The organism is Vibrio penaeicida (assembly GCF_019977755.1).
GTDB lineage: Bacteria > Pseudomonadota > Gammaproteobacteria > Enterobacterales > Vibrionaceae > Vibrio > Vibrio penaeicida.
Genome location: NZ_AP025144.1, coordinates 3,394,472 through 3,416,386, shown reverse-complemented (window position 1 = coordinate 3,416,386; position 21,915 = coordinate 3,394,472). Strand labels below are relative to the sequence as shown.

The window sequence follows — 21,915 nt, the reverse complement described above, 5'->3', positions numbered from 1 at the left end:
TCTAATAAACCCCGAAAGGTTATTCAATCAGCTTTTCTTATAGAGACTCTGTAAACGTACGAGCAATAACGTCGCGTTGCTGTTCTTGAGTCAGAGAGTTAAAACGTACCGCGTAGCCAGAAACACGAATTGTTAGCTGAGGGTAGTTCTCTGGGTTGTTTACCGCATCTTCTAACGTTTCACGCTTAAGAACGTTCACGTTTAGGTGTTGACCACCTTCGATGCGTGGTGCGGTTTCAATCGCCACTTCACGGCTTTCGAATTCACCTAGGTCAGATGCAGGAATAACTTGATCAGCTTCGTAGCCTGCGTTAGCTGCTACACAACGCGCTTCATTTTTATCGTTATCCAATAGCCAGATTGAGTTAAGTAGATCGTCGTTTGCCGCTTTAGTAATTTGTATACCTTGGATCATTCCTGTCTCCTAGTCCACGTACGTGGTGATGAATTTTGATGTAAATTTCGATTTTTTGTCGAGCTAGCTATTATATAACCAATAACCTTTAAAATAATATTGATTTATGTCAAAAAACAACGAAACTTATTGAAAATTGACCAGTAAATTTATTGAGTTAAATCAATTAATCTTTATAAAACAAAGTATTTACAATTTATTTTAATTTATCAAAAATATTTTATATCTGTATTTGTTGTAATTTTACTACAAAATGAAGCGTAATATTCATCAATAGTGACTCGAGGTCAATGGTTGGGTAGCATTGGTGAAAGACTTTCAGTCACAATTACAAGAGAGCATATGAAATACATTGGCGCACATGTTTCTGCTGCTGGTGGGGTCGATAAAGCCCCTCTGAGAGCGAAAGAAATCGGAGCAAATGCTTTTGCTCTTTTTACAAAAAACCAAAGGCAATGGGTAGCGAAGCCTTTGGAAGAAGACACCATTACTGCCTTTAAAAAACAGTGTGAAGTACATGGGTTCAGTGCTGACACCATTCTTCCTCACGATTCGTACCTGATTAATCTTGGTGCACCCGAACAAGAGAAGTTAGAGAAATCTAGGGCGGCCTTTATTGATGAAATGGTACGTTGCGAACAACTGGGATTGAAGTTGTTGAATTTTCATCCGGGGAGCCACCTAAAGAAGATATCCGAGCAGGAGTGTTTATCTCTAATAGCAGAATCGATCAATATCGCTCATCAGGCCGTTCCCAATGTAATTGCGGTGATAGAGAACACAGCAGGGCAAGGAACAAACCTAGGGTGGCGATTTGAACATCTTGCCGAGATCATTAGCCAAGTCGAAGATAAATCTCGTGTCGGTGTATGCATCGATACTTGTCACGCTTTTACAGCAGGTTATGACCTTAGAACGTTTGAAGCTTGTGAGCAGACTTTTAACGCGTTCGAAAACATTGTGGGAATGCACTATTTACGTGCGATGCATCTTAATGACTCCAAAGTGGAATTTGCTAGCCGTGTCGATAGACACCATTCATTGGGTAAGGGAGAAATTGGCTGGGATTGTTTTCAATACATTGCACAAGATACACGATTTGATGGTATCCCTTTGATTCTAGAGACCATAGAGCCGGAGATATGGAAAGATGAGATACAAGCACTCCGCATGTACTACCAAAACTCACAGGAAAAATAGATAAGTTGGCACTGATCTTTCATAAGAAATACTGAGATGAGAAAACAGAATTTGTACTCTTATGTGAGGAGTGACTTATGAATAGTCAAGCACCTGTCGGTTCTACGACAAACAGCTCTGCGCCAAAGCCGTTACCTTTGCCTAACCGATACCATAGAGGTACTGGGCATTGGAGAACGCCACAGCAAAGCAGACCTGCCAAGCGATAAGGTAATACGCTCCCAACCAGTGTGTTTGGAGTGACTAAAACCCAAGCCGAACCAAGGCTTGGGTTCTTTTTTGTTCTCCCATTCCACACATCTTCGTAAAAAACATCTCGAAAGGCTAACAGGCCCTAGCTACCCAAAAACGAACTCGGTATCCTTTCTTAAGATCAATCCCCCTAGTTTGGGAATCTCTATTGGAATGAATGTGAGGGTATTATGAGCGAGTCGCTAACTTGGCACGACGTTATTGGTGAAGAGAAAAAAAACGCCTATTTTTCAGAGACAATGGAATTTGTTCGGCAAGAGCGTGCTAATGGAAAAGTCATCTACCCACCGGAAAGCGATGTTTTTAATGCGTTTAGGTTCACTGAGTTTCATGATGTGAGAGTGGTTTTGCTTGGCCAAGATCCTTATCACGGACCCAATCAGGCTCATGGCTTGTGTTTCTCGGTTTTACCTGGCATCAAATCGCCGCCTTCACTCGTTAATATGTATAAAGAATTGGCGCAAGACATTCCTAATTTCACCATTCCTGACCACGGGTATCTGAAAAGTTGGGCACAGCAAGGCGTTTTGATGCTCAATACCGTGTTAACGGTCGAACAAGGGCAAGCGCATTCCCATGCAAAAACAGGTTGGGAAACCTTTACTGATAAGGTAATAGAAGCAGTTAATCAGCATAGAGAAGGCGTGGTGTTTTTACTTTGGGGGGCGCATGCTCAGAAAAAAGGACGCATGATTGATAGAAATAAACATCATGTACTTGCGGCACCTCATCCGTCTCCGCTTTCCGCTCATCGAGGTTTTTTTGGGTGCGGTCATTTTTCGCAAACCAATCATATTTTGCAGAAGCAAGGTCACACTCCTGTAAATTGGCAACCTGAAATTGATTAATTTTTAATCGATATCAAGGAAGGCTTCTTTTCTCATTCTTAAACTCAAATTGAGGATAAAAAGAGGAATGAAGCCATGATTATAGAAAAAATAAGGCGAGAACATGGTTATATGGTTCGTTTGTTGGCGATTTTGAGTTCCAAGCTGGAGCAGCTAAGAAACGAGAAAACCATTAACTACAGCTTAGTTAAAGAGATCATTGATTATTTAGCTATTCACTCACAGAAAACACATCACCCGAAAGAAGACATTCTTTACCTTCACTTTGCTAACCACTATGGAAACCAGCAAAAAATCGATGATCTTGAGAAGGAGCACGTAGCCTTATCTAAAGTGACAGAAGCGTTTCAAAATACGGTAGAAATGATATTGCACGATGCAGTGATCCCATCAGACATATTTGCATTGCAGCTGGAAGAGTTCATTTCGCGGCAGAAGGGACATTTGGAAATGGAAGAGAGAGAGGTTCTTCCTAAAATAGCCAAAGCTTTTACTGCCGCAGATTGGCGGGCGGTCGAAAGCCAATGGCTTCATGATGATGAAGACCCAGTGTTCGGCAACACAATAGCAGATCAATATCGTCAGCTAGCGGCAAGAGTCAGGCAAACCGAGTTTGAAAGCACTTAACCTGTTTTGACACGAGAAAGATTCAAACGAGCAGATTTTCAAGCGAGAAAGCTGACAAGCTGCCGCTAAGTAAAGACTCGGAAAACGGTAAGCTCTCGACGGTAATGACAAAAAGAGGCACCCAAAGGTGCCTCTTTATTTATAAGTCGATGTCATCTAGGTCGTACTCGTTACAAACATCCATTTCCATTAGTTCGCGTTGCAAGCGTTGTCGATCTTTAATCGCTTCTATCTCACGCCATTTCCGTTTAGCCGGTTTCGAACGTGTTGAGCGAGTCTGCTGGCCATTCATAGCCATAATATCTTCGAGTTGAAAGCCATCCATATGCGACCTCTCTTTTTTGTTATAAAGACTCCGATTGGAGCCTTTTAAGTAACATAATTGCTTGCAGAATAACCTTGATGTGTTTCTCATTTGTTTCTCTTTTATGAAGGTTTTATGAGAAACCCTGCGGAATTTCACAATTTACAGCGAAAATATTTGAATGAAAAATGAGCGATCAGTATCAAATAAAGAAAAATTCTGACATTTAATTATGTTAAAGAAGCAACCCTGAAAAGGGCTGAGATGAATATCAAAGAGGTATTTTCTTCAAAGTTGCAAATTATTGTTAAGGGTTGAACGAACAATCACTCATAAAAATTCGGTAAAGCTCGCTAGGCAAAGGGTTACGCTGCATTTGTAGCACACAAAAAATGACCGAAGGTTGATACGCTTTTTTGTAAAGAAATTTTAGGATTTTTGTTTGGCTGTTGTGCGGTTAGTGTTGTTTGTTGTGTTAATAAATCGTGCAAAAATAGTGAAATATAACAAATAAATGCATGTGTGTGCATATTGATTTTTGCCGTTTAGGTCTGCATTATCCCCGCGGTCGAAATAATCACTCCGACATTTCTCCTACCGAACACGGTGAAAAAAACGGAGAGCCAGTGCAATGCTAAAAACTACAACAAAGAGGGGACTCCTCTAATCCTGCACTGAACAAGGGAGCATAGCGTGAAGCTGTGTTGTTGTCATAACTCGATGCGAGGCTATCGTGGCAGATTTAATTCATTTAATGAACGACCTTCTTTGGGGATCGATTCTAGTTTACTTACTTGTTGGCGTGGGCGTGTATTTTACCCTTCGTCTTGGGTTCATTCAGTTCAGACATTTTGGTCACATGTTTTCCGTTCTTCGGAACAGCCGTAAATCCGATGCGGCGGGCATTTCTTCTTTCCAAGCACTTTGTACTTCGCTCGCAGCACGTGTCGGTACGGGTAACATGGCTGGTGTCGCCGTTGCACTTACGGCTGGTGGCCCTGGTGCAATCTTCTGGATGTGGATGATTGCTATGCTGGGCATGGCGACATCTTTTGCTGAAAGCACACTGGCGCAGCTATACAAAACACGTGATGCCGATGGCAACTACCGAGGTGGGCCTGCCTACTACATGGAGAAAGGGTTGGGGATGCGCTGGATGGGCGTGTTGTTCTCTATTTTCCTGATCATAGCGTTTGGATTGGTATTCAACGCTGTACAAGCCAATTCCATTGCTGGTGCAATGCAAACGGCTTTCGGTACAGAGCCTAAATTTGTTGGCGGCGCGCTAGTCCTTATCTCGGCATTCATTATTTTTGGCGGTATGAGAAAGATTGCTCGTACAGCCGAGTTGATCGTACCGGTTATGGCGCTAGCGTACCTTTTGCTTGCCATGTTTGTGATGCTGACCAACCTAGAGAAAGTACCGGCGGTATTTAGCCTGATTTTCAAAAGCGCGTTTGGCTTACAAGAAGCAGCAGCCGGTGGCTTAGGTTACGCAATCGCACAGGCTATGATTCAAGGTATTAAGCGTGGTTTGTTCTCGAATGAAGCGGGTATGGGCTCTGCGCCAAATGCCGCTGCATCGGCGACTCCATACCCACCGCACCCAGCTTCACAAGGTTACGTACAAATGCTTGGTGTGTTTATGGACACTATGGTTATCTGTTCAGCGACTGTTGCCATTATCCTAATGTCTGGTGAATACGTTCCACACGGTGAAATTACTGGTATTGAACTGACTCAACGTGCATTGAGTGCACAAGTTGGTGAGTGGGGTGGTATTTTTGTCGCAGTGGCGATTTTCTTCTTCGCCTTCACATCCATTATTGCCAACTACTCGTATGCAGAAACCAACCTTATCTTCTTAGAACACAACCGCAAGAAAGGTTTGATTCTTTTTCGCATCATTGTTCTAGGTATGGTTATGTTTGGCTCGTTAGCGACATTGCCGACCGTTTGGGGCCTAGCAGACGTATCAATGGGTTTGATGGCAATCGTCAACCTTGTCGCTATCTTGCTTCTTTCTGGCATCGTGGTGAAGCTGGCAAAGGATTACAACAAGCAATTGAAAGCGGGCAAAGTGCCGACGTTTGATGTGAAAGATTACCCAGAACTGCAATCTCAACTAGAAGAAGGCATCTGGGACAATACTAAGTCTAAGCAGAATATTGAGCCCGAGAAAAACTGATCTCTTGAACAGAGATAATAGACTTCACTAATCAATACAATTGAAAAAGCCATGCTGACTTAGCGTGGCTTTTTTTATATGCTTACAATACAAAATCAGCCCAACAGAGTAAAAGTCATGCTTATCGTTGTATCACCTGCAAAAACACTCGATTACGAATCTCCACTAGCGACAGAGCGCTTTACCCAGCCCACGTTGGTTAAACACAGTGCCGAGCTGATCAAGGAATGCCGTAAACTGACTCCTGCCGATATTTCAGGCTTGATGAAAGTGAGTGATAAAATTGCAGGGCTTAACGCCGCGCGTTTTGAGCAATGGAGTGAGACATTTACGGTCGAGAATGCGCGCCAAGCTGTTTTGGCATTTAAAGGTGATGTATACACGGGGTTGGAAGCGGAAACATTTTCCGAAGACGAGTTCGATTACGCGCAATCGCATTTGAGAATGTTATCTGGTTTGTATGGTTTGCTTAAGCCGTTGGATCTGATGCAGCCATATCGACTAGAGATGGGCACTAAGCTTGCCAATGAGCGCGGTACTAACCTCTATCAGTTTTGGGGCAATATCATCACTGATGAAGTGAACCAAGCGCTTAAAGAGCAGGGCGACAACGTGCTTATCAACCTAGCATCAAATGAATACTTTAAAGCTGTGAAGCCAAAGAATGTAGACGGCACGGTTATTACCCCTGTCTTCAAAGATTGTAAAAATGGCAATTACAAAGTGATCAGCTTCTTTGCTAAAAAAGCGCGTGGAATGATGGCTCGCTACATCATTCAGAATAAAGTGGATTCGGTTGAAGCGTTAACTCAATTTGATACAGCGGGTTACTATTTTGTTGAAGCGGAATCCACAGCAACAGAGTTAGTGTTCAAGCGTGAAGAGCAAAACTAGGCTACACACCTTGCGCCGCGATAAAAAGGCATAGAGATCGAACAAAATCAAACGCCAGCACAGAAATGTGCTGGCGTTTTTAGTTTGAGTTATTGAGCGGGGTATATTGGGTGTTGTTAGCGTGAAAGTAATTGTCGCAGATATTGCAGGCGAGACATGCTTTGCTTACAACCACCAAGGCGATATTTCTCTTGCCACAAGATGGCATACTCACTTTCAATTTCAGCAACTTGAAGAACCAATTGCCTTTTCAGTGAGGCAGGGAAGTCTTCCACTTCTCGGCATTGGTTTTGAATGTAACCGATGGCGATATGGCTTGCCAATTTCATTGTTTTTATCGTCCAGAGGATCTCTCGTTTCAGCACCGATTCGTTGGCTGACTTCACTTGCTTTTCAGTGCTTTCTAATTGGGCGATGCTCTGCCTGATCTTTTGCTCATCTTTCAGTTCTGCTCTTCGTATATGGCGACGTGATTTCTGGTCAAACACAAATGGTCCATAAAATGCGCAGTTTGGTGTCGATACACCAGAATCACTGTATGCGTCTTGAAGTTGCAGTAACGTGTCTGTTAAATCGGAATACTCTTTTCCCCAAAAAGTGGTGAGCACATAACGAATATCTACATCGATGTTTTGTTTCTCTCCCCAAGCAACTGCAGCGCCAAACGCATAGGCTGGTAACGAGGTGGAAAACTGTTGAGCATGTCCCATATCCCCCCATTCTGATATCTGATAACCATGTCCGCCAAACTTTTTGGCAGAAATAGCGGCACGGCGCATATGAATCTTCGCTGCCTGCCAGCGACCCGCGACGGATGCAAAGGTATTCGTTGAAACCACCACCTGAAACGGGTAGCCAAATTCAGCTAGCTTTGCGTGTTCTTCATCGTAGGGGTGATTTTCTTCATAGCCCCAATTGAGCAGCTCCAATTCTTTGGGTAGGTGAGGAAGGATTTCTGGGTATCGAAACAGCATGTCACTGAATATCTGGCAGTACATTCCCCGTTCACTGGCAATCGTCAACACTTTGGTTAGGTAGTTCAAATAAACTTGCCCTTCCCCTAAGGTCTCACACGCTTGTTTACTGCCATCGACCCCTAAGTCCATGGTTTCATCAAAATTGATGTTCAGCGTTTTACTGGAAAAGTTAGGCAATAACTCGTCAAATAATTCGGCAATGAATTTTGGAACATCCGGGTTTTCGGGATTCAATCCAAAGGATTCCGGGCGAAAGTCACCACGTTGGTCATAAAAGCCTGAAGTTTGTTCTGCCAAATGCGTGTATTCCGGATGGCAGAGCCATTTTTCCATGTGCCCAAACGTTGCTTGATTTGGAATTAACTCGATGCCTTTGGTTTTACAATAGTAATCCAACGCGCGTATTTGTTCGGGGGTGAGAGGGTCATAGTCTTGCCAAACTTTGTGGTGCAGCTGGTACGAAAAAGCATGTTCAGTATAGAACTGCAGTTGGTTGATTCTGAGTGATGACCAGTAATCGATAAGCTCGAATAAGGTGTCCATCGTTGGGATCTTATCTCGACTTACATCTAGAATCACACCGCGTTGCGAGAAATCGGGTTTATCGAAAAGGACCAGTTGTGGCAATGACGAAGAGCACTGGCAAACCAATTGAGCCATGATGTGGTGAGCATACAGAATGCCCAGTTCATCGCAGTGCTTGATCAACAAAACATCCTTTCGGATCTCAATGCCAAAAGATTGTTCGGTAAACTCACTATGATATTGGTATTCAACTTGTGGCGATGAGATTCGCTCACCTTGAACGCGAGGTATCATGCCTCGTGTTAATCCAGGTATAAATAATGGATCGCCATTAAGAAACTGAATCGACTTTGGTTCAGGAAACAGTGTTGGGCAAAATTCTGCCATATGGACCTCAGTTAAATACGACTATCAGAAGGCAGCACACTAAACAGCGCGATATCCTGAGTGATAAGTTTCTGCCACGCCATTGCGGCGGCTCCAGCCGAGACAGCTTGAGTACCTAAGGTGGAAAAACTAATGCAGGGATCCCACGTTTTAGGACCGTCCGTGTTAGCAAGTTTCTGATCAATATTGGCTACAAGATTGGCTCCATAGCGTTGGGCTTCGCCACCAATAATGACGTTATGGATGTTCATCAAGCGCCCCATGATGACAAGTGAAGATGCAAACTCTTGAAGGATCAGGGACAAATCGGCAGATTCTGTTCCATGTACCAGTTCACTTTTGTATTGACCCGCTGAAAAATCATCGCCATAAAAGAGCTTGTCGTTCAACACGAATCCCAAACCGATTCCTAAATGCTCAGAGTCGGTGTGGCGATGGTGAGAGGTAAACAGAACATAGATAAAATTGGTCGTGGGCTCACGACGTGTTTGCATCATTTCCCCCCAAGCAGCGCAGTTGGCATCGTTGTCAATGAAGATCGGATACGCAAATATTTGGCGGAGTTTATCCACCAACGCAAGTGGCTTATATATTTCGAGCGCATTAGATAGCGACACCTGCCCGCTCTCCGGATCCACCAAGCCAGGTAACCCGATACCAATGGCGAGAATTTTATGGAACTTATCTTCTATTTCTCGAAGTACAGGCGTTAGCACATGGGCGATTTCGGAAATGACACCTCGCTTGGGCTGGAACGGGATAATGGTGCGATAAACAATTAGGCAATCCACATTCACTACCGAAACGTTAATCACACTATCGGTGAGCTCAATACCAACCAAAACACCAATATCTGAATTGAGAGAAAGTGATACCTTCGGTCGTCCACCTTTGCTATTGGAAGGTTTAGCTGTGACTTCTGAAATCAGATTCTTTTCCGTCAGCAACCCTACAATTTTAGTAATGGTGGATTTATCCAGCCCGAGCTGTTCTGCGACTTCTACCCGTGAAATTCGGTTATGACGCCAGATGCTATCGATGACTCTGGATAAGTTGACAATCTTACTGTTTTGGCTTGGCTTCATGGTTAAGTTGATTGTGGAAACTAATTAATAATATCCTTTATAGCGACTTCAATATGACTATTCAAGAACAAAAATTAAGCGTTCCAATCTATTCATTTGAAGTATGATCGATGTAACTTTTCTTATTTTTCATTGATAATTTTGTTACTTATTTGTGATCATGATCGTTGTATCGAGCAAAAAATAGCCTAGATTATATAGTTAGTTTCCCCTGTAAACTAACTAGAGGATAAAACAATGAAGTTTAAGAAAGGAGTTAAAGCACTGGTCGCATTAACCGCGTTTACCGTCGCTTTACCTATCTCTGCAATTGCAGAAGAAACCCTAACCATATGGACATGGCGCAAACAGGAGCGTCCTCTATGGGAAGCTGTATCTAAGAATATGAAAGACATCAACGTTAAGGTTGAGGTCTTTAAAGGCGTAGATTACAACTCCCGTCTTCGTCTTGGTTTACAAAGTGATGGTGGTCCGGATTTATTCCAAGGTCGCCCTGGTGCTTCCTTTATTGATCAATACGCAAAGGCGGATGTGATTAAGCCGGTTAGTGGCGATGTGGATCTATCTGGAATTTCTCCAGCAACACTGGGTGCAGCGACAGGCTCGGATGGTAAGGTTTACGGTGTGCCATTTGCCGTTCAAACTGTACAAATCATCTATAACAAAGATATTTTTGATAAGCACAATATCAAAGAACCTCAATCACTCGACGAATTTGAGCAAGTCATGAAAACGCTGAAAGCGGCAGGTGTTACACCGCTTGAAGTACCGGGACGAGCTGGTTGGGCTCTGGCCATGATGAGTGCAGGTCTTGAAGCGGGATTGTCTGGCGACGGTATGGCAAAAGTTGCAACGCGTGATGAACCGTTTACCGCTAGCGGCTATCAAAAAGTTGTAGATACCTTCGCAACGTGGAAGCCGTACATTAACCCTTCAGCAGCAGCGCAAGACTACAATGGTATGCGTGCGAATGTGGCTTTAGGCGATTCAGCCATGATTATTGATGGCTTATGGTCAACATCTCCACTATCAACCATTGCTCAGACCAATCCAGATGCGAATTTGGGTCTTATGCCAGTCCCAGGGGCTGGAGGTAAAGTCTATGCTTTTGCTGATGGCGCGTATTTAGTTAATGCTAATAGTGCTAAGAAAGCTGCAGCAGACAAATTGTTAGCTTACACAGCAACTAAAGAGTTCGCGCAGTTGTTTGCCGATCACGTAGGTGAACTTTCTACCTATGCATCTGGCATTCAATATGAAGGAGCGCATCAGGCTGAAGCCGCGACTTTTGTATCCAACCAAGCGCAAGCGCACTTGACTTGGAAAGGTCCATTCAATGTTCAGTATGAAGAAGTTGTCGGTCCTGCGTTCCAGAAGTTCTTAGCTGGTAAAGTTGACAGTAAAGGGTTGTCTGAAGAAATTGAAAAAGGCTTCAAAGCCAAAAACCTGTAATGACCTTTCTGTCATAGCAAAAAGAAAAACGTAAAAACAAAAAGAAAGACGGCGACCTGAATATACAGGTCGCCCATATACCCATACCGCTGGAGTCAGTATGACCGAGTTTTCCCGCCCCAAAGGATTGAGCTTCAAGCAGAAAGAAAAGATTCAGTACATGTTGCTACTGATTCCAGGCTGCTTGTTGTATGGGGTATTTAACCTTTTGCCCCTGTTCGGCACATTAGTGCTGTCCTTTTTTGATTGGCCAGGCATAGGACCGGCCACTTTTGTTGGATTTGATAATTTTACCAAGCTGTTAACTGATGACTACATGAGTACCCAGCTTTGGAATGCGTTTTACCAAACCGTATTGTTCTTCGCTATTTGTATCTCTGTGTTTCTTTTATTGGGAACGGCTTTTGCGCTGGTATTGAGTTGGAATACGGCAGGAAAATCTGGCTATAAACTTCTGTTCTTTATGCCTTATCCATTGGCTGCTGTCGCTGTCGCCTTCTTAGGGCAACTCGTGGTAGACGTGCGCGGACCGCTGAACCAGTTATTAATGAATTGGGATTTGATTTCTGCACCACTGATGTTTTTAGGGGATGAAAGTGCAGCGCTTCCAACCATTGCACTATTTCAATCTTGGCAGAAGCTAGGGTTCTCAATCATGTTGATTCTCTCTGCGATTCTTGGCGTTCGCTCCGACTTGCTAGAAGCGGCAGTATTGGATGGTGCAAGCCGCTGGCAGTGCATTCGACATGTTGTGTTTCCTGTTTTGGCGCCTGCGTTTGTCCTTATTACGATTTTGACCATGGTTGATGTGTTCAATAACGCTGAGTATGTCTTGATTCTCATGGGGCCCGATGCTGGACCTTATTACTCAACAGACATCATGGGCACATTCCAGTATCGAACCGCATTTGGAACCAGTGGTGGTTCGGGAACGGCTGATCTTGGTATGGCTGCCGCCATCGGCATGGTGATTTCTGTTTTGATTTTGCCAGCAACGATCTATTTGGCACTTAGAAACATGCGTAATCGATAGGGAAAGTCATGGAACGTATATTCAAACTCAAACCCTTAGAGCAGGTGGTGGTTCAGTTCTTATTACTGACATGGGCTCTGATTGTCGCACTTCCTTTTGGCTTAGCTTTTATTAACTCGGTGAAAGGGAATCTAGGGCAGGTGATCCGCTCGCCATTTGGCATGCCACAAGAATGGCATTTTGAAAATTACCTAAGTGCTTGGGAGCAAGCGAATTTCAGCAGCTACTTTTTAAATTCACTGATTATCAGCCTAGGCACAGTCGTACTTGCTGTTGCATTCAGCACTATGGTGGCGTTTGTACTTGCACGGGTGCATTTTAAAGGCAACAGGCTGATTTTTATATTATTTATGCTAGGTGTTATTGTCCCTTTGCGTTTGGCTATGGCGCCGTTGTTTGTCGTAGTTCAGAGCTTGGATCTTTTAAACTCTTTACTCGGCATTATTTTGGTTCAAGCAGCAAGTATGATGCCTGTCGCGGTTTTCATACTCAGTACTTTCTTCAAAAATCTGTCGCCTGAAATAGAACAGGCAGCGCGGGTGGATGGCGCTTTGCCTTTCCAAATCTACTGGCGCATTGTGTTGCCATTGGTTAAGCCTGCGATTGCAACGGTAGCATTGTTGTCGTTTGTGAGTGCGTGGAATGAATACATCTTCCCTCTATTGTTCTTACAAGATAGGGACTTGTATCCGTTAACGCTTGGCTTACAAGAGTTTCAAAATGAATTTGCCATTCAGTGGCATATGATGTTCGCAGGTTTGATCATCATGATGGCACCTACACTTATCGCATTTTTGCTGGCATCCAAAGCCTTTATTCAAGGTCTGACTCAAGGTGGAATTAAGGAATAACCATGGCTCACGTAGTACTAAAAAACATCAAGAAATCTTATGGCAAAGTGGATGTTCTTAAAGGCATCGACCTTGAAATCAATGACAAAGAATTTGTGACTTTTGTTGGACCTTCTGGCTGTGGTAAATCGACCTTGCTTCGTATGATCTCGGGGTTGGAAGAACCGACTTCCGGCGAGATATTCATCGATGACAGGGACGTTACCGATGAAGCACCTGCGGATCGTGAAATTGCTATGGTGTTCCAATCCTATGCGCTGTATCCGCAAATGACGGTACGGGAGAATATGTCCTTTGCCCTCTCGATAGATAAACGCCCTAAGGAAGAGATCACCAAGAAAGTGAATCATGCAGGGAAGATGCTAAAGCTCGACCAACTGTTTGACCGCTTACCTAAAGAGCTATCGGGCGGTCAGCGTCAAAGGGTAGCGATTGGGCGTGCGATTGTACGCAACCCTAAGTTATTTTTGTTTGATGAGCCTCTTTCTAACCTAGATGCTGAACTTCGGGTAGATATGCGGATTCAAATTGCCGAGCTGCACCGAACTCTGGCAACCAGCATGGTTTACGTGACTCACGATCAGGTCGAAGCAATGACACTAGCCGACAAGATTGTGGTGCTTCGTGATGGCAGCGTAGAGCAAGTAGGGCCGCCGCTTGAGCTTTATTATCACCCTAAAAACCAGTTTGTTGCTGGGTTCATCGGTTCTCCGAAAATGAACTTCATCCCTGTTACTGTGCTGGAATCCAGTGAGACGCAAACGACAGTCAGCATTGCAGATCGTTATCGCCTGACTTTACCAAGAAATGGTGCTCATTTAGCGTCTGGCGATAAAATCACCTTGGGTATTCGTCCAGAGCATTTGGTTGTAAAAGAGGCGGTAGAAGAAGGGCGTTGTATTGTGCCAATGACGATTAATGTGGCTGAATATTTAGGGGCGGTTTCTTACGTTCATTGCTATTCAGGTGATATAGAAAAGCTGAGTTTGATGTTGGATGGTGAAGAGGCGGTATCGCATAAACTGGATAATGGGCAGATTCTGCATATCGAACTTAGAGAGCAGTATTGCCATCTTTTCGATATTGACCAGCAAGCACTGCCTTTGGTCAAATAGCCAGATTATTTGGAATTAAGCAAAAACAAAGCCGCTCATTGATAGCGGCTTTGTTGTTTTTTATCTCAAAGTGATAGCTTTACCAGCTTCTTTTAGCGCACGCTACTGGCTTAAAATCGCCTTCATGCGTTCAATCACTTCCGGTGAATTCACCACAGGTGAGCGTAACATCAGCAGCGCAAAATTATCTGCCAAGATTTCTTCAGGGTGAATAATGTAGTTGGTGTTGGTGCCGACTTGTTCAAAAAAGCCTGTTAGCTTTGCGCGATCAACGATCACGGGTTCATCGTCGTCGTATGTCCATTCACCGTTTTTATCTGCCACCACCAAAAATTTGAATTGCAGATAATTGAAGAACTCGCCGCCTTTTTTCAGATCGTATTTTTCAGAAACCGAATACAAGATTGGCATTGCCCATACTTGCTCGTTGTTCAATCCTACTTTAATGGCATAGTCGTTTACGGGCGCATCAGGATTAGTGATTTTTCTGTCTTCCAAGTCATCGGGAAATTCAATTTCGCCGACATGTTGAAATCCGATGCTTTGGTAAAGTTCGTCCTTTTTCGCAGAATTTAGGCGGGTATAGATATGGAAAATTTCATGAGCCATGATGCGCTTTAGCTCGATACCAAGTTCGAGTTTGTTGCGCTGCAAAATAATGGCTTTCCCACGGGTATACGCCGCTGTGCCTTCTTCTTTTCCCGTCGTTAAAATCATTTTGATTTCTTTTGGCAAATCCAAGGGGTATTTCGATAACTCCTTTTGTAAATTGGTGTAGACGTCTTGTACCTTGGCTTTGTCCTCCGCTGTCCAATCGAGCGTATTTGCTCGCACGAAACGGCGAAACTCTGGCTTAATGATGTGGTCTTCGGTTTTCATGCGCGCTTCCATATCAAACTGGCTCAGACGGCGCATGAATGCATCATTTTTTCCGAGTTCTTTTGCTGACTGTTTGGCGCTGAGAAATGTCAATTCTGGTGTGGCTAGGCTGGAAAAGCTTACGCTGACCAGCGCGGTGATAAGTAGGGCTTTCAATGTTTTCAAAAATTACCTCCAACAGCTTTGGTTTTAAAATCTTTTGATTATTGCCATTGTGAGGATACTGAGACGACTTCACAGTAAATTACTGGAAGTGGTAAAAAGAAATGCGATCAATATAAAATCAAGTGCATATTAAGCGTTGATAGAAACTTAATATGCACAGGTTAGATTACTGAAGGTAAGCCGATTGGTTAGCAGAATCCACTTCTTTTAAGAAGAGGTTCAGCAATTCTTCTCCTTTCTTGCCATGTGTCTCTTTAATGTATGCTTTGATGGTTGGTTGAGTAACATCGCGCATTTTTTGGCGTTGTTCATCGGTTAAAGAGTTCACTTTCATTTTTTTCTTCAGACCTTCCAAACCACGATCTTCTGATGCTTCTATTAAACGAGACAATCCTCGGTTAGCACTTAATGCAATTTGCACGGCATCGCGCACGATTTTTTGTTCATTGGCAGACAAGCCATCAAAGAAATCGCGATTGATCATAAAGGTGTATGGTGCGAATAGGTGATTCGTTAAGGTTAGGTACTTTTGTACTTCATTGAATTTTGCGAATGACACGGTTGGAATGGGGTTCATTTGCCCGTCTATTACGCCAGTTTGTAAAGAGGAATACACTTCCCCCCAAGAAAGAGGGTAGGCTTGTGCCCCTAAAGATTGAATGATTTTTTGGTGAGTCGGCAACGTCATTGTTCGAATGCGCAGCCCTTTAAAATCATCCAAAGAGGTCAAGGCACGTTTCGAGTTGGTGACAGAGAAAAAGCCACCTGTGTCTGGAAAACCAAGTACACGTACATCTTTTATTTCTGATTCAATATCAGACGCGAGTGCCTTGCCAAAAGGACCATCAAGCACGTCATACGTTGCGGCATTGTTGTTAAAAGCAAATGGCACATCCAAAACCCCAATACGTGGATAATACCCTGCAAGTGCACCAACGGATGAGAGTGTTCCTTGAAGCTGCCCATCCTTAACCATTTGTATGTGCTCTTTCGCGCTACCCAATTGGTTGCTTGGAAATACTTGAACTTTTATTTCGCCATTTGATGCAGTTTCGACAATGTTTTTAAACACTCCCGTAAAAGCGTGCGCTGGGTTTTCCATAATGTCAGCTTTATTATCGTGACCAATTCTTAACACCTTGGTAGCCATGGCGTAAGGTGCAGCAACCATACTGACGGCCAGCGTTGCAGCAAGGAAAGTTTTCGACAAATTTTTCATCATTACTCCTTTAATGTGTTGTTTTTGTAGCAGGTTGTTTTTGTTTCGGGTTGTTCGTGTAGCGGATCAATACCCAAGCAGCCTTGGTATAAACAGCACCAAGTCTGGGAAGTAAGCGATAGTGAACAGCAATAGCAGTTGTCCAATTAAGAAAGGCATTAGCTCTTTGGCTATTCCTTCAATGCGTGCACCGGTAACGGAAGAGAGCACGAATAGACATGCCCCTATTGGCGGTGTCATCAGCGATATATTGAGAGCCAACACAAACACGATGCCAGCATGAAGAGGATGCATCCCTATTTCCGCGGTGAGTGGTACCAAAATAGGCGCGAGGATGATCAACATAACGTTAATATCCATCAGCATTCCCACCACCAATAGCAAGCTGATGATCAAGAACAGGATGATGTGAGGGTTATCAGACAGCGAGATAAAGAAATCGGCAATCATCTGGGGTATTTGATTGAAACTCAGCCACCAACCAAGAATGGATGCCGACCCAATGATGAGGTAAATCACCGCTGAAATCTGTGCAGTGCGGATCACCATTTGAAACAGAGCAGGAAACGTCAGATTTCGATAGACAAAGAAACCGATGATCATCGCATAAGCCACGGCTATGGATGCCGCTTCTGTTGGCGTGACAATACCAAATACGATACCACCTAAAATGATCAGCGGCATAAGCAGCGCTAGAGAAGACTGTCTAAAGTGAACAAGCACTTCTTTTAGCGATGCCTTCTCGCTCATTTTTGGTAAATTTTTGCGTTTTCCCATGGCGGCAATAATGGCCATGCAAACCAAGCACACCAATAATCCTGGCAATATGCCTGTAGCAAAAAGGCCTCCAATGGAAACCCCCATAAGTGATCCATACACCACCATTAAACCGGAGGGGGGGATAGTTGGCCCGATAATGGAACCTGCCGCGGTAACCGCGCAGGCATACGACCGGCTATAACCTTGTTTTTCCATAGCAGGCACAAGAGTTCGACCAAATGCCGCGGCATCGGCAGTGGCACTCCCGGTGATGCCAGAAAAGAAAACCGATGCAACCATATTGGAGTGAGCAAGCCCACCACGAAAATGTCCAACAAGGGCTTCTGCCAAATACACCAGTCGATTTGTGATACCGGTGAAATTCATAATTTCACCAGCAAGAATGAAAAACGGCATCGCAAGGAAAGGGAAAATGTTTAAGCCGTTAAAAATTTTGCTTGGTGCCAAAGAAGCAAAGTGTGCACCGCCAACATCAAACATTCCCGTGATACCCGCCACTCCAAGAGCGATGGCGATGGGAGCACCAAGTAACATCAATAAGAGAAACAGCCCACCAATCAACATGCTTCTTCCTCCTGAGCGGATGTGCCATTCGGCGTATTGTCAGTACCTAAGCAATCCTCTAGCCACACGAGTAACGCCTGGAATCCAGAGAGGAAAAAGGTGACGGGGACCGCAGCATAGGCATAGGACATGGGGAGAGAGAAAACAGTAGAGAGTTGATTGGCTCCTTTCATAGCAAAGAAGTAGCCGAGATAAGCGATATAGAAAAAGAATGCGCAGGTTAAAAGCCCCAATACTCGATGAATAAGAATTCTCACATGTTCAGGGAATTGACGAACCACAAATTCCAAGCCCATATGTTCTCGCCCTGCAGTACAGCAAGGAACTGCCATTAAGATTGCCCAAATCATGATGTAACGTGCCAGTTCCTCAACCCACACCAATTGCCATTGGAAAACGTAGCGATCAAGCACCCCAATCCACACGTCCAATATGAGCAATAGGGTAAGTATGCCTACAGCGAATTGGTTGGCTTTATTGAGCTTATGTTTGATGCTTGAAATGACGGACTTCTGCATGACGACTCCTTTCGATCTGCAAGTAGAGTTCTTGATTTGCTCGAAAGTTAATGTAGCGACGATGATTGTTTATAACTGATAAAAAGATCACATTTATGATAGTTTCTAACATTGATGATTGTTATAGGTTAAGTGTTTGAAAATAAATAATTTACAATCAATTCTTTGATCTGTGGTGTTGAAACTATCATGTTGTAATTCGTTGTTTTTTGGTTGATAAATAACGACGGGTTGCCATGATTTCAAAAAAGTAACAGGGCATACATTAAGTCTGATTATTTGATTAACATCACAAATTAAAATTTGACGAGTTTGTGGCGAGTATTTTTAATTTATTAATTATTATGAATAAAATTGGATTTAACGTGTGAATTTTGCTTTTTTGAAATGTAACAATTCTGATGGTCCGAGTAAGGCTATTTAGTGACCCAGCGCTCATTGAGCATCGGTAGAGTATGGCAAGATGTTCAATTCTGTTAGAAAATATCTAACTAATAAAATGTCAGGATCAACGATCCTGAGCAATCAATAAAAGTGAGAACGTTACGTGTCTGTGGATATCGATATTCTTTCTAAAATCAGCGAACGGTATTCCAGCCTACGAGACGCTGAAAAGAAAGTCGCCAATTACATTGCTGATGATCTATCGTCGGCGGCGAATGCCAGTATTACCGAGATGGCACAACAAGCCAACGTGAGTGAAGCGACCATTACACGGTTTGCCAAAGCCGTCGAATGTCGTAATGTGCGTGATTTGAAAATTAAACTGGCGCAGTCTTTAGCTGTTGGGCAACGTTTTATTGATGAGCCTATTGATCAGACCGGTATGCAAGGTGTTTATGAATCCATAAAGCATACAATGGATATGAACCGCAAAGTGATCAATGAAGAGGATATCCGCCAATGTGCTGAGTGGATCCATGGAGCCCGTCAGACATTAGCAATAGGGATGGGGGGCGGTTCTACTATGGTCGCACAAGAGTTCCAACATCGGCTGTTTCGCTTGGGATATCCTGTGACTGCTTATAATGATGGGTTGCTCGCACGGATGGTTGCCGCGACTGCTGATAGTAATGATCTGTTGATAGTGATGTCGGTGACAGGGTATACGCCAGCGATTATTGAGGTGGCTGAGACGGCCAAGCAATATGGAGTGAAGGTTATTGGAATCACGAGCAGTGGAAGCCCACTCGCGAAAGTCTGCGATATCGTTCTGCCTATTGTGACGCAAGAAACCGACTTTATATACAAACCCTCAGCTTCTCGCTACGCCATGTTGGCACTGGTGGATGTGCTTTCTATGGAGTTAGCCGTCAGCCATAAACGCCGTTCTCGTGATCGCCTTCGTCGATTAAAAGTTGCGTTGGATTCGCATCGCGGTGGTGGTGATAGGCAGCCTTTAGGCGATTAGACGGGCATTTCTTTCTATTCGAAAACAAAAAGAGGTCGCTCATCGCGACCTCTTTCAAAAATAATGTCGATCGTTGACAGTATTACTTTTTCTTTTTAACACCTGATTTTTTCTTTTCTGCTTTTTTTGCCGCTTTCTTTTTGTTCTTCTTCTTAAAAGTTGGCTTCTTATGCTGAGGTCTCAAGCCTTCAACAAAGCGTTCTTTTATGTCTTCTTTTGTATAGCGAGCAACGCGATCTAACATTGGTTGATCGTGTGCTTCAACAATAGAGAGCGCATTTCCTTTTTTACCAGCACGAGCGGTTCGCCCAATGCGGTGAAGGTATACGTCAGCAGTTCGCGGCATGTCGAAGTTAATTACATGAGAAACATCGGGTAAATCGATACCGCGGGCCGCAACGTCGGTGGCTAGAAGCACATTAACTTCACCGTCACGGAAACGGCGAATGGCATTGTTGCGGCGATCTTGTGGCATTTCACCTTGGATCCAAGCGCAATTTATCTGCGCGCTTTCTAAGTGCGCACGTAACTCCGCAAGGCGATCGCGTGTTTTAAGAAAGACAATGGAGCGCTCTGCTTGCTCAGTTATGATGTGCTTAAGGAGAGCTAATTTGTGATCCATGGTATCGGCACGGTGATACCACTGAGTAATCTTTTTGCGCTCGCGACGTGAAGGTTCGGCATCCAGTTCTGCAGGCTCTTTGAGTAGATCGGCAGTAAAACCTTCAACTCCACGCCCCTCTAAGGTCGCGGAAAACAGCATGGATTGTTTACGCCAGCGACACTCTGAAGACAAACGATCAACGGTCGGGCCAAAACCCATGTCCAGCATGCGGTCGGCTTCATCCAATACCAACCATTCAATAGCACGACAGTCAAAACGTTCCGCTTCAATGTATTCCATTAAACGACCTGGTGTCGCAACCACAATATCTTGAGTAGTGGAAAGGATGTCGGCATGTTCTTGGTACTGAACACCACCCGTGATGGTGAAGATCTTTAAATTCGTATTTTTCGCCAATGCTCTCGCTTGATCCGCAACCTGCATTGCCAATTCGCGAGTAGGAGTCAGGATCAAAATTCGCGCTGGGCCGGCTTTACGACGCGGAAAGTCTTGCAGGTATTGCAGCGCAGGAATGACAAATGCGGCTGTTTTACCTGTACCAGTAGGCGCAGAAGCTAAAATGTCGCGACCGTCTAGTGCTTGTGGAATGGCTTCAGCCTGAATTTGAGTTGGGCGTTCATACCCCATCTCTTCAATGGCCTCCAGCAAATTTGGATCTAAATCGAGTTCAGCAAAAGTTCTGATCACAGTGGGTCTCCACAAGCGTGCGAATAAATATTTGGGCGCGAATTATATACTCATCGGCGTTTAGATAAAATGTATTTTCTGATGAGCTTTTTACATCTTCAAGTAAAAGTCCTGAGTTAGCGCAACAAAATCAGAGCTGTATTGACCATTTTGATTGATGATTAACGTTGAACGCACCGTCTTGCATGGCAGCTTAGACAAACTCAACATAAGCCGTGTGGGGGCTTTGCGTTCTGTGGTTTGAATATCGCAGCGAGAATGCAAATACCAGCCTGATTTCAAAGCAAGGTCGATGAACGCTTCTCCTTCAACTGACGGCAAGATAAAACTTGCGTTGCCATGAGTAGCGAGCAAGGAGTGGCATTTGTTAAGTAAGCTTTCATGATCCAGAGTATTCGTATGACGAGCATCAGCCCTAGAGCGATCGTCCGCTTGTTGTCCATTATTGAAATAGGGAGGGTTACAGATGATCGCATCAAACTGGTGTGAAAAGGTGTGATTGAGTACATCATCATGGATGAGCGTTAAACGCGAGTGCCAAGGGCTCTCACTGAAGTTATATGCAGCAGCTTTGGATGCATTTTCTTCAAGCTCGATAGCCACAATTTCTAGGCGGCTTGCAGAGCGCTGCGCGCACATTAGGGAAAGCAAGCCAGTGCCAGTACCGATGTCCAATATACATCCATTTTTCGGAAGCGCGGTCCATGCTCCAAGCATGACGCCATCAGTGCTCACTGGCATACCGCTGTGACCACCGGAAATAGAGAATTGTTTAAATTGAAAATCTTTGGTTTTGGTACGCATACTTTGCTTTTCACTTAACGGGTTAACGCGATTAAGAGGTGTATCAAAAAGGGATTATATTAAATTCTTGTTAATAGAAGGATAATTAATTTGAATGGTTATATGGTCTG

21 protein-coding genes are annotated in these 21,915 nt (G+C 43.9%); 11 read left to right on the top strand and 10 right to left on the bottom strand.

The window, feature by feature from the left end; translation table 11 throughout:
* Window positions 1–37 precede the first annotated feature (37 nt).
* Window positions 38–415, bottom strand: coding sequence for an autonomous glycyl radical cofactor GrcA (grcA, locus tag LDO37_RS15380; protein ID WP_101112377.1), 378 nt, complete (start codon window positions 413–415; stop codon window positions 38–40).
* Window positions 416–757: 342 nt separating this feature from the next.
* Here grcA and nfo point away from each other — a divergent pair, with 342 nt between their 5' ends.
* The 4 genes from nfo (at window position 758) to LDO37_RS15365 (ending at window position 3,342) form a co-directional block, all read left to right on the top strand.
* Entirely contained in the window at window positions 758–1,615 is an 858-nt protein-coding gene (gene nfo, locus LDO37_RS15375) for a deoxyribonuclease IV (protein ID WP_126607975.1), read from the top strand.
* A 77-nt stretch (window positions 1,616–1,692) separates the two neighbouring features.
* Window positions 1,693–1,824, top strand: coding sequence for a hypothetical protein (locus LDO37_RS30240; protein WP_263422434.1), 132 nt, complete (start codon window positions 1,693–1,695; stop codon window positions 1,822–1,824).
* 213 nt (window positions 1,825–2,037) lie between these two features.
* Window positions 2,038–2,715: a uracil-DNA glycosylase gene (gene ung, locus LDO37_RS15370; protein ID WP_101112375.1), complete on the top strand. Its 678-nt coding sequence runs from the start codon at window positions 2,038–2,040 to the stop codon at window positions 2,713–2,715.
* Window positions 2,716–2,790: 75 nt separating this feature from the next.
* Window positions 2,791–3,342, top strand: coding sequence for a hemerythrin domain-containing protein (locus LDO37_RS15365; RefSeq protein WP_126607976.1), 552 nt, complete (start codon window positions 2,791–2,793; stop codon window positions 3,340–3,342).
* A gap of 139 nt (window positions 3,343–3,481) precedes the next feature.
* On the opposite strand, the gene LDO37_RS15360 is transcribed toward LDO37_RS15365, so the two are convergent.
* Complete coding sequence (locus tag LDO37_RS15360; RefSeq protein ID WP_101112371.1) at window positions 3,482–3,667, bottom strand: DUF3545 family protein; 186 nt, start codon at window positions 3,665–3,667, stop codon at window positions 3,482–3,484.
* A 712-nt stretch (window positions 3,668–4,379) separates the two neighbouring features.
* Here LDO37_RS15360 and LDO37_RS15355 point away from each other — a divergent pair.
* Both LDO37_RS15355 and yaaA read left to right on the top strand, forming a co-directional pair.
* Window positions 4,380–5,834, top strand: coding sequence for an alanine/glycine:cation symporter family protein (locus tag LDO37_RS15355; protein ID WP_126607311.1), 1,455 nt, complete (start codon window positions 4,380–4,382; stop codon window positions 5,832–5,834).
* A gap of 117 nt (window positions 5,835–5,951) precedes the next feature.
* Window positions 5,952–6,728, top strand: coding sequence for a peroxide stress protein YaaA (gene yaaA / locus LDO37_RS15350; protein ID WP_126607312.1), 777 nt, complete (start codon window positions 5,952–5,954; stop codon window positions 6,726–6,728).
* 116 nt (window positions 6,729–6,844) lie between these two features.
* On the opposite strand, the gene LDO37_RS15345 is transcribed toward yaaA, so the two are convergent.
* Both LDO37_RS15345 and LDO37_RS15340 read right to left on the bottom strand, forming a co-directional pair.
* Window positions 6,845–8,617, bottom strand: a complete 1,773-nt coding sequence (locus tag LDO37_RS15345; protein WP_126607313.1) for a family 20 glycosylhydrolase — start codon at window positions 8,615–8,617, stop codon at window positions 6,845–6,847.
* Window positions 8,618–8,628: 11 nt separating this feature from the next.
* Entirely contained in the window at window positions 8,629–9,702 is a 1,074-nt protein-coding gene (locus LDO37_RS15340) for an ROK family transcriptional regulator (protein WP_101112367.1), read from the bottom strand.
* A 237-nt stretch (window positions 9,703–9,939) separates the two neighbouring features.
* Here LDO37_RS15340 and LDO37_RS15335 point away from each other — a divergent pair, with 237 nt between their 5' ends.
* From LDO37_RS15335 to LDO37_RS15320, 4 genes are all read left to right on the top strand, one after another.
* Window positions 9,940–11,154, top strand: coding sequence for an ABC transporter substrate-binding protein (locus LDO37_RS15335; RefSeq protein WP_126607314.1), 1,215 nt, complete (start codon window positions 9,940–9,942; stop codon window positions 11,152–11,154).
* A gap of 100 nt (window positions 11,155–11,254) precedes the next feature.
* Window positions 11,255–12,187 (top strand): carbohydrate ABC transporter permease, encoded by a 933-nt coding sequence (locus LDO37_RS15330; protein ID WP_126607315.1) that lies wholly within the window; start codon window positions 11,255–11,257, stop codon window positions 12,185–12,187.
* Window positions 12,188–12,195: 8 nt separating this feature from the next.
* Complete coding sequence (locus LDO37_RS15325; RefSeq protein WP_126607316.1) at window positions 12,196–13,038, top strand: carbohydrate ABC transporter permease; 843 nt, start codon at window positions 12,196–12,198, stop codon at window positions 13,036–13,038.
* A 2-nt stretch (window positions 13,039–13,040) separates the two neighbouring features.
* A complete protein-coding gene (locus LDO37_RS15320) occupies window positions 13,041–14,153 on the top strand; it encodes an ABC transporter ATP-binding protein (protein WP_104402949.1) in 1,113 nt (370 codons plus the stop codon).
* A 102-nt stretch (window positions 14,154–14,255) separates the two neighbouring features.
* On the opposite strand, the gene LDO37_RS15315 is transcribed toward LDO37_RS15320, so the two are convergent.
* The 4 genes from LDO37_RS15315 to LDO37_RS15300 form a co-directional block, all read right to left on the bottom strand.
* Window positions 14,256–15,197, bottom strand: a complete 942-nt coding sequence (locus LDO37_RS15315) for a hypothetical protein (RefSeq protein WP_126607317.1) — start codon at window positions 15,195–15,197, stop codon at window positions 14,256–14,258.
* A gap of 166 nt (window positions 15,198–15,363) precedes the next feature.
* The gene (locus LDO37_RS15310) at window positions 15,364–16,416 is read right to left on the bottom strand and encodes a TRAP transporter substrate-binding protein (RefSeq protein WP_126607320.1); all 1,053 of its coding nucleotides are present in this window, start codon (window positions 16,414–16,416) and stop codon (window positions 15,364–15,366) included.
* A gap of 66 nt (window positions 16,417–16,482) precedes the next feature.
* Window positions 16,483–17,760 carry a TRAP transporter large permease gene (locus LDO37_RS15305; RefSeq protein ID WP_126607318.1) on the bottom strand — a complete coding sequence of 426 codons (1,278 nt, stop codon included), beginning with the start codon at window positions 17,758–17,760 and terminating at the stop codon, window positions 16,483–16,485.
* Window positions 17,754–18,278, bottom strand: coding sequence for a TRAP transporter small permease (locus LDO37_RS15300; RefSeq protein ID WP_126607319.1), 525 nt, complete (start codon window positions 18,276–18,278; stop codon window positions 17,754–17,756). The genes LDO37_RS15305 and LDO37_RS15300 overlap by 7 nt, the downstream gene beginning before the upstream one ends.
* A 547-nt stretch (window positions 18,279–18,825) precedes the next feature.
* Here LDO37_RS15300 and LDO37_RS15295 point away from each other — a divergent pair.
* Entirely contained in the window at window positions 18,826–19,689 is an 864-nt protein-coding gene (locus LDO37_RS15295; protein ID WP_126607512.1) for a MurR/RpiR family transcriptional regulator, read from the top strand.
* A gap of 82 nt (window positions 19,690–19,771) precedes the next feature.
* Here the strand turns inward: LDO37_RS15295 and srmB are convergent, their stop codons facing one another.
* Both srmB and LDO37_RS15285 read right to left on the bottom strand, forming a co-directional pair.
* The gene (srmB, locus tag LDO37_RS15290; RefSeq protein WP_126607513.1) at window positions 19,772–21,001 is read right to left on the bottom strand and encodes an ATP-dependent RNA helicase SrmB; all 1,230 of its coding nucleotides are present in this window, start codon (window positions 20,999–21,001) and stop codon (window positions 19,772–19,774) included.
* 90 nt (window positions 21,002–21,091) lie between these two features.
* Complete coding sequence (locus LDO37_RS15285) at window positions 21,092–21,805, bottom strand: tRNA1(Val) (adenine(37)-N6)-methyltransferase (protein ID WP_126607514.1); 714 nt, start codon at window positions 21,803–21,805, stop codon at window positions 21,092–21,094.
* Window positions 21,806–21,915: the final 110 nt, after the last annotated feature.

Excerpts from the sequence above, each read along its gene's own strand:
- LDO37_RS15340 (WP_101112367.1), bottom strand. The coding sequence starts at position 9,702 with ATGAAGCCAAGCCAAAACAGTAAGATTGTCAACTTATCCAGAGTCATC.
- LDO37_RS15360 (WP_101112371.1), bottom strand. The coding sequence starts at position 3,667 with ATGGATGGCTTTCAACTCGAAGATATTATGGCTATGAATGGCCAGCAG.
- yaaA (WP_126607312.1), top strand. The coding sequence starts at position 5,952 with ATGCTTATCGTTGTATCACCTGCAAAAACACTCGATTACGAATCTCCA.
- LDO37_RS15345 (WP_126607313.1), bottom strand. The coding sequence starts at position 8,617 with ATGGCAGAATTTTGCCCAACACTGTTTCCTGAACCAAAGTCGATTCAG.
- LDO37_RS15285 (WP_126607514.1), bottom strand. The coding sequence starts at position 21,805 with ATGCGTACCAAAACCAAAGATTTTCAATTTAAACAATTCTCTATTTCC.
- LDO37_RS30240 (WP_263422434.1), top strand. The coding sequence starts at position 1,693 with ATGAATAGTCAAGCACCTGTCGGTTCTACGACAAACAGCTCTGCGCCA.
- LDO37_RS15335 (WP_126607314.1), top strand. The coding sequence starts at position 9,940 with ATGAAGTTTAAGAAAGGAGTTAAAGCACTGGTCGCATTAACCGCGTTT.
- ung (WP_101112375.1), top strand. The coding sequence starts at position 2,038 with ATGAGCGAGTCGCTAACTTGGCACGACGTTATTGGTGAAGAGAAAAAA.
- LDO37_RS15330 (WP_126607315.1), top strand. The coding sequence starts at position 11,255 with ATGACCGAGTTTTCCCGCCCCAAAGGATTGAGCTTCAAGCAGAAAGAA.
- LDO37_RS15300 (WP_126607319.1), bottom strand. The coding sequence starts at position 18,278 with ATGCAGAAGTCCGTCATTTCAAGCATCAAACATAAGCTCAATAAAGCC.
- nfo (WP_126607975.1), top strand. The coding sequence starts at position 758 with ATGAAATACATTGGCGCACATGTTTCTGCTGCTGGTGGGGTCGATAAA.
- LDO37_RS15325 (WP_126607316.1), top strand. The coding sequence starts at position 12,196 with ATGGAACGTATATTCAAACTCAAACCCTTAGAGCAGGTGGTGGTTCAG.
- LDO37_RS15305 (WP_126607318.1), bottom strand. The coding sequence starts at position 17,760 with ATGTTGATTGGTGGGCTGTTTCTCTTATTGATGTTACTTGGTGCTCCC.
- LDO37_RS15320 (WP_104402949.1), top strand. The coding sequence starts at position 13,041 with ATGGCTCACGTAGTACTAAAAAACATCAAGAAATCTTATGGCAAAGTG.
- grcA (WP_101112377.1), bottom strand. The coding sequence starts at position 415 with ATGATCCAAGGTATACAAATTACTAAAGCGGCAAACGACGATCTACTT.
- LDO37_RS15310 (WP_126607320.1), bottom strand. The coding sequence starts at position 16,416 with ATGAAAAATTTGTCGAAAACTTTCCTTGCTGCAACGCTGGCCGTCAGT.
- LDO37_RS15365 (WP_126607976.1), top strand. The coding sequence starts at position 2,791 with ATGATTATAGAAAAAATAAGGCGAGAACATGGTTATATGGTTCGTTTG.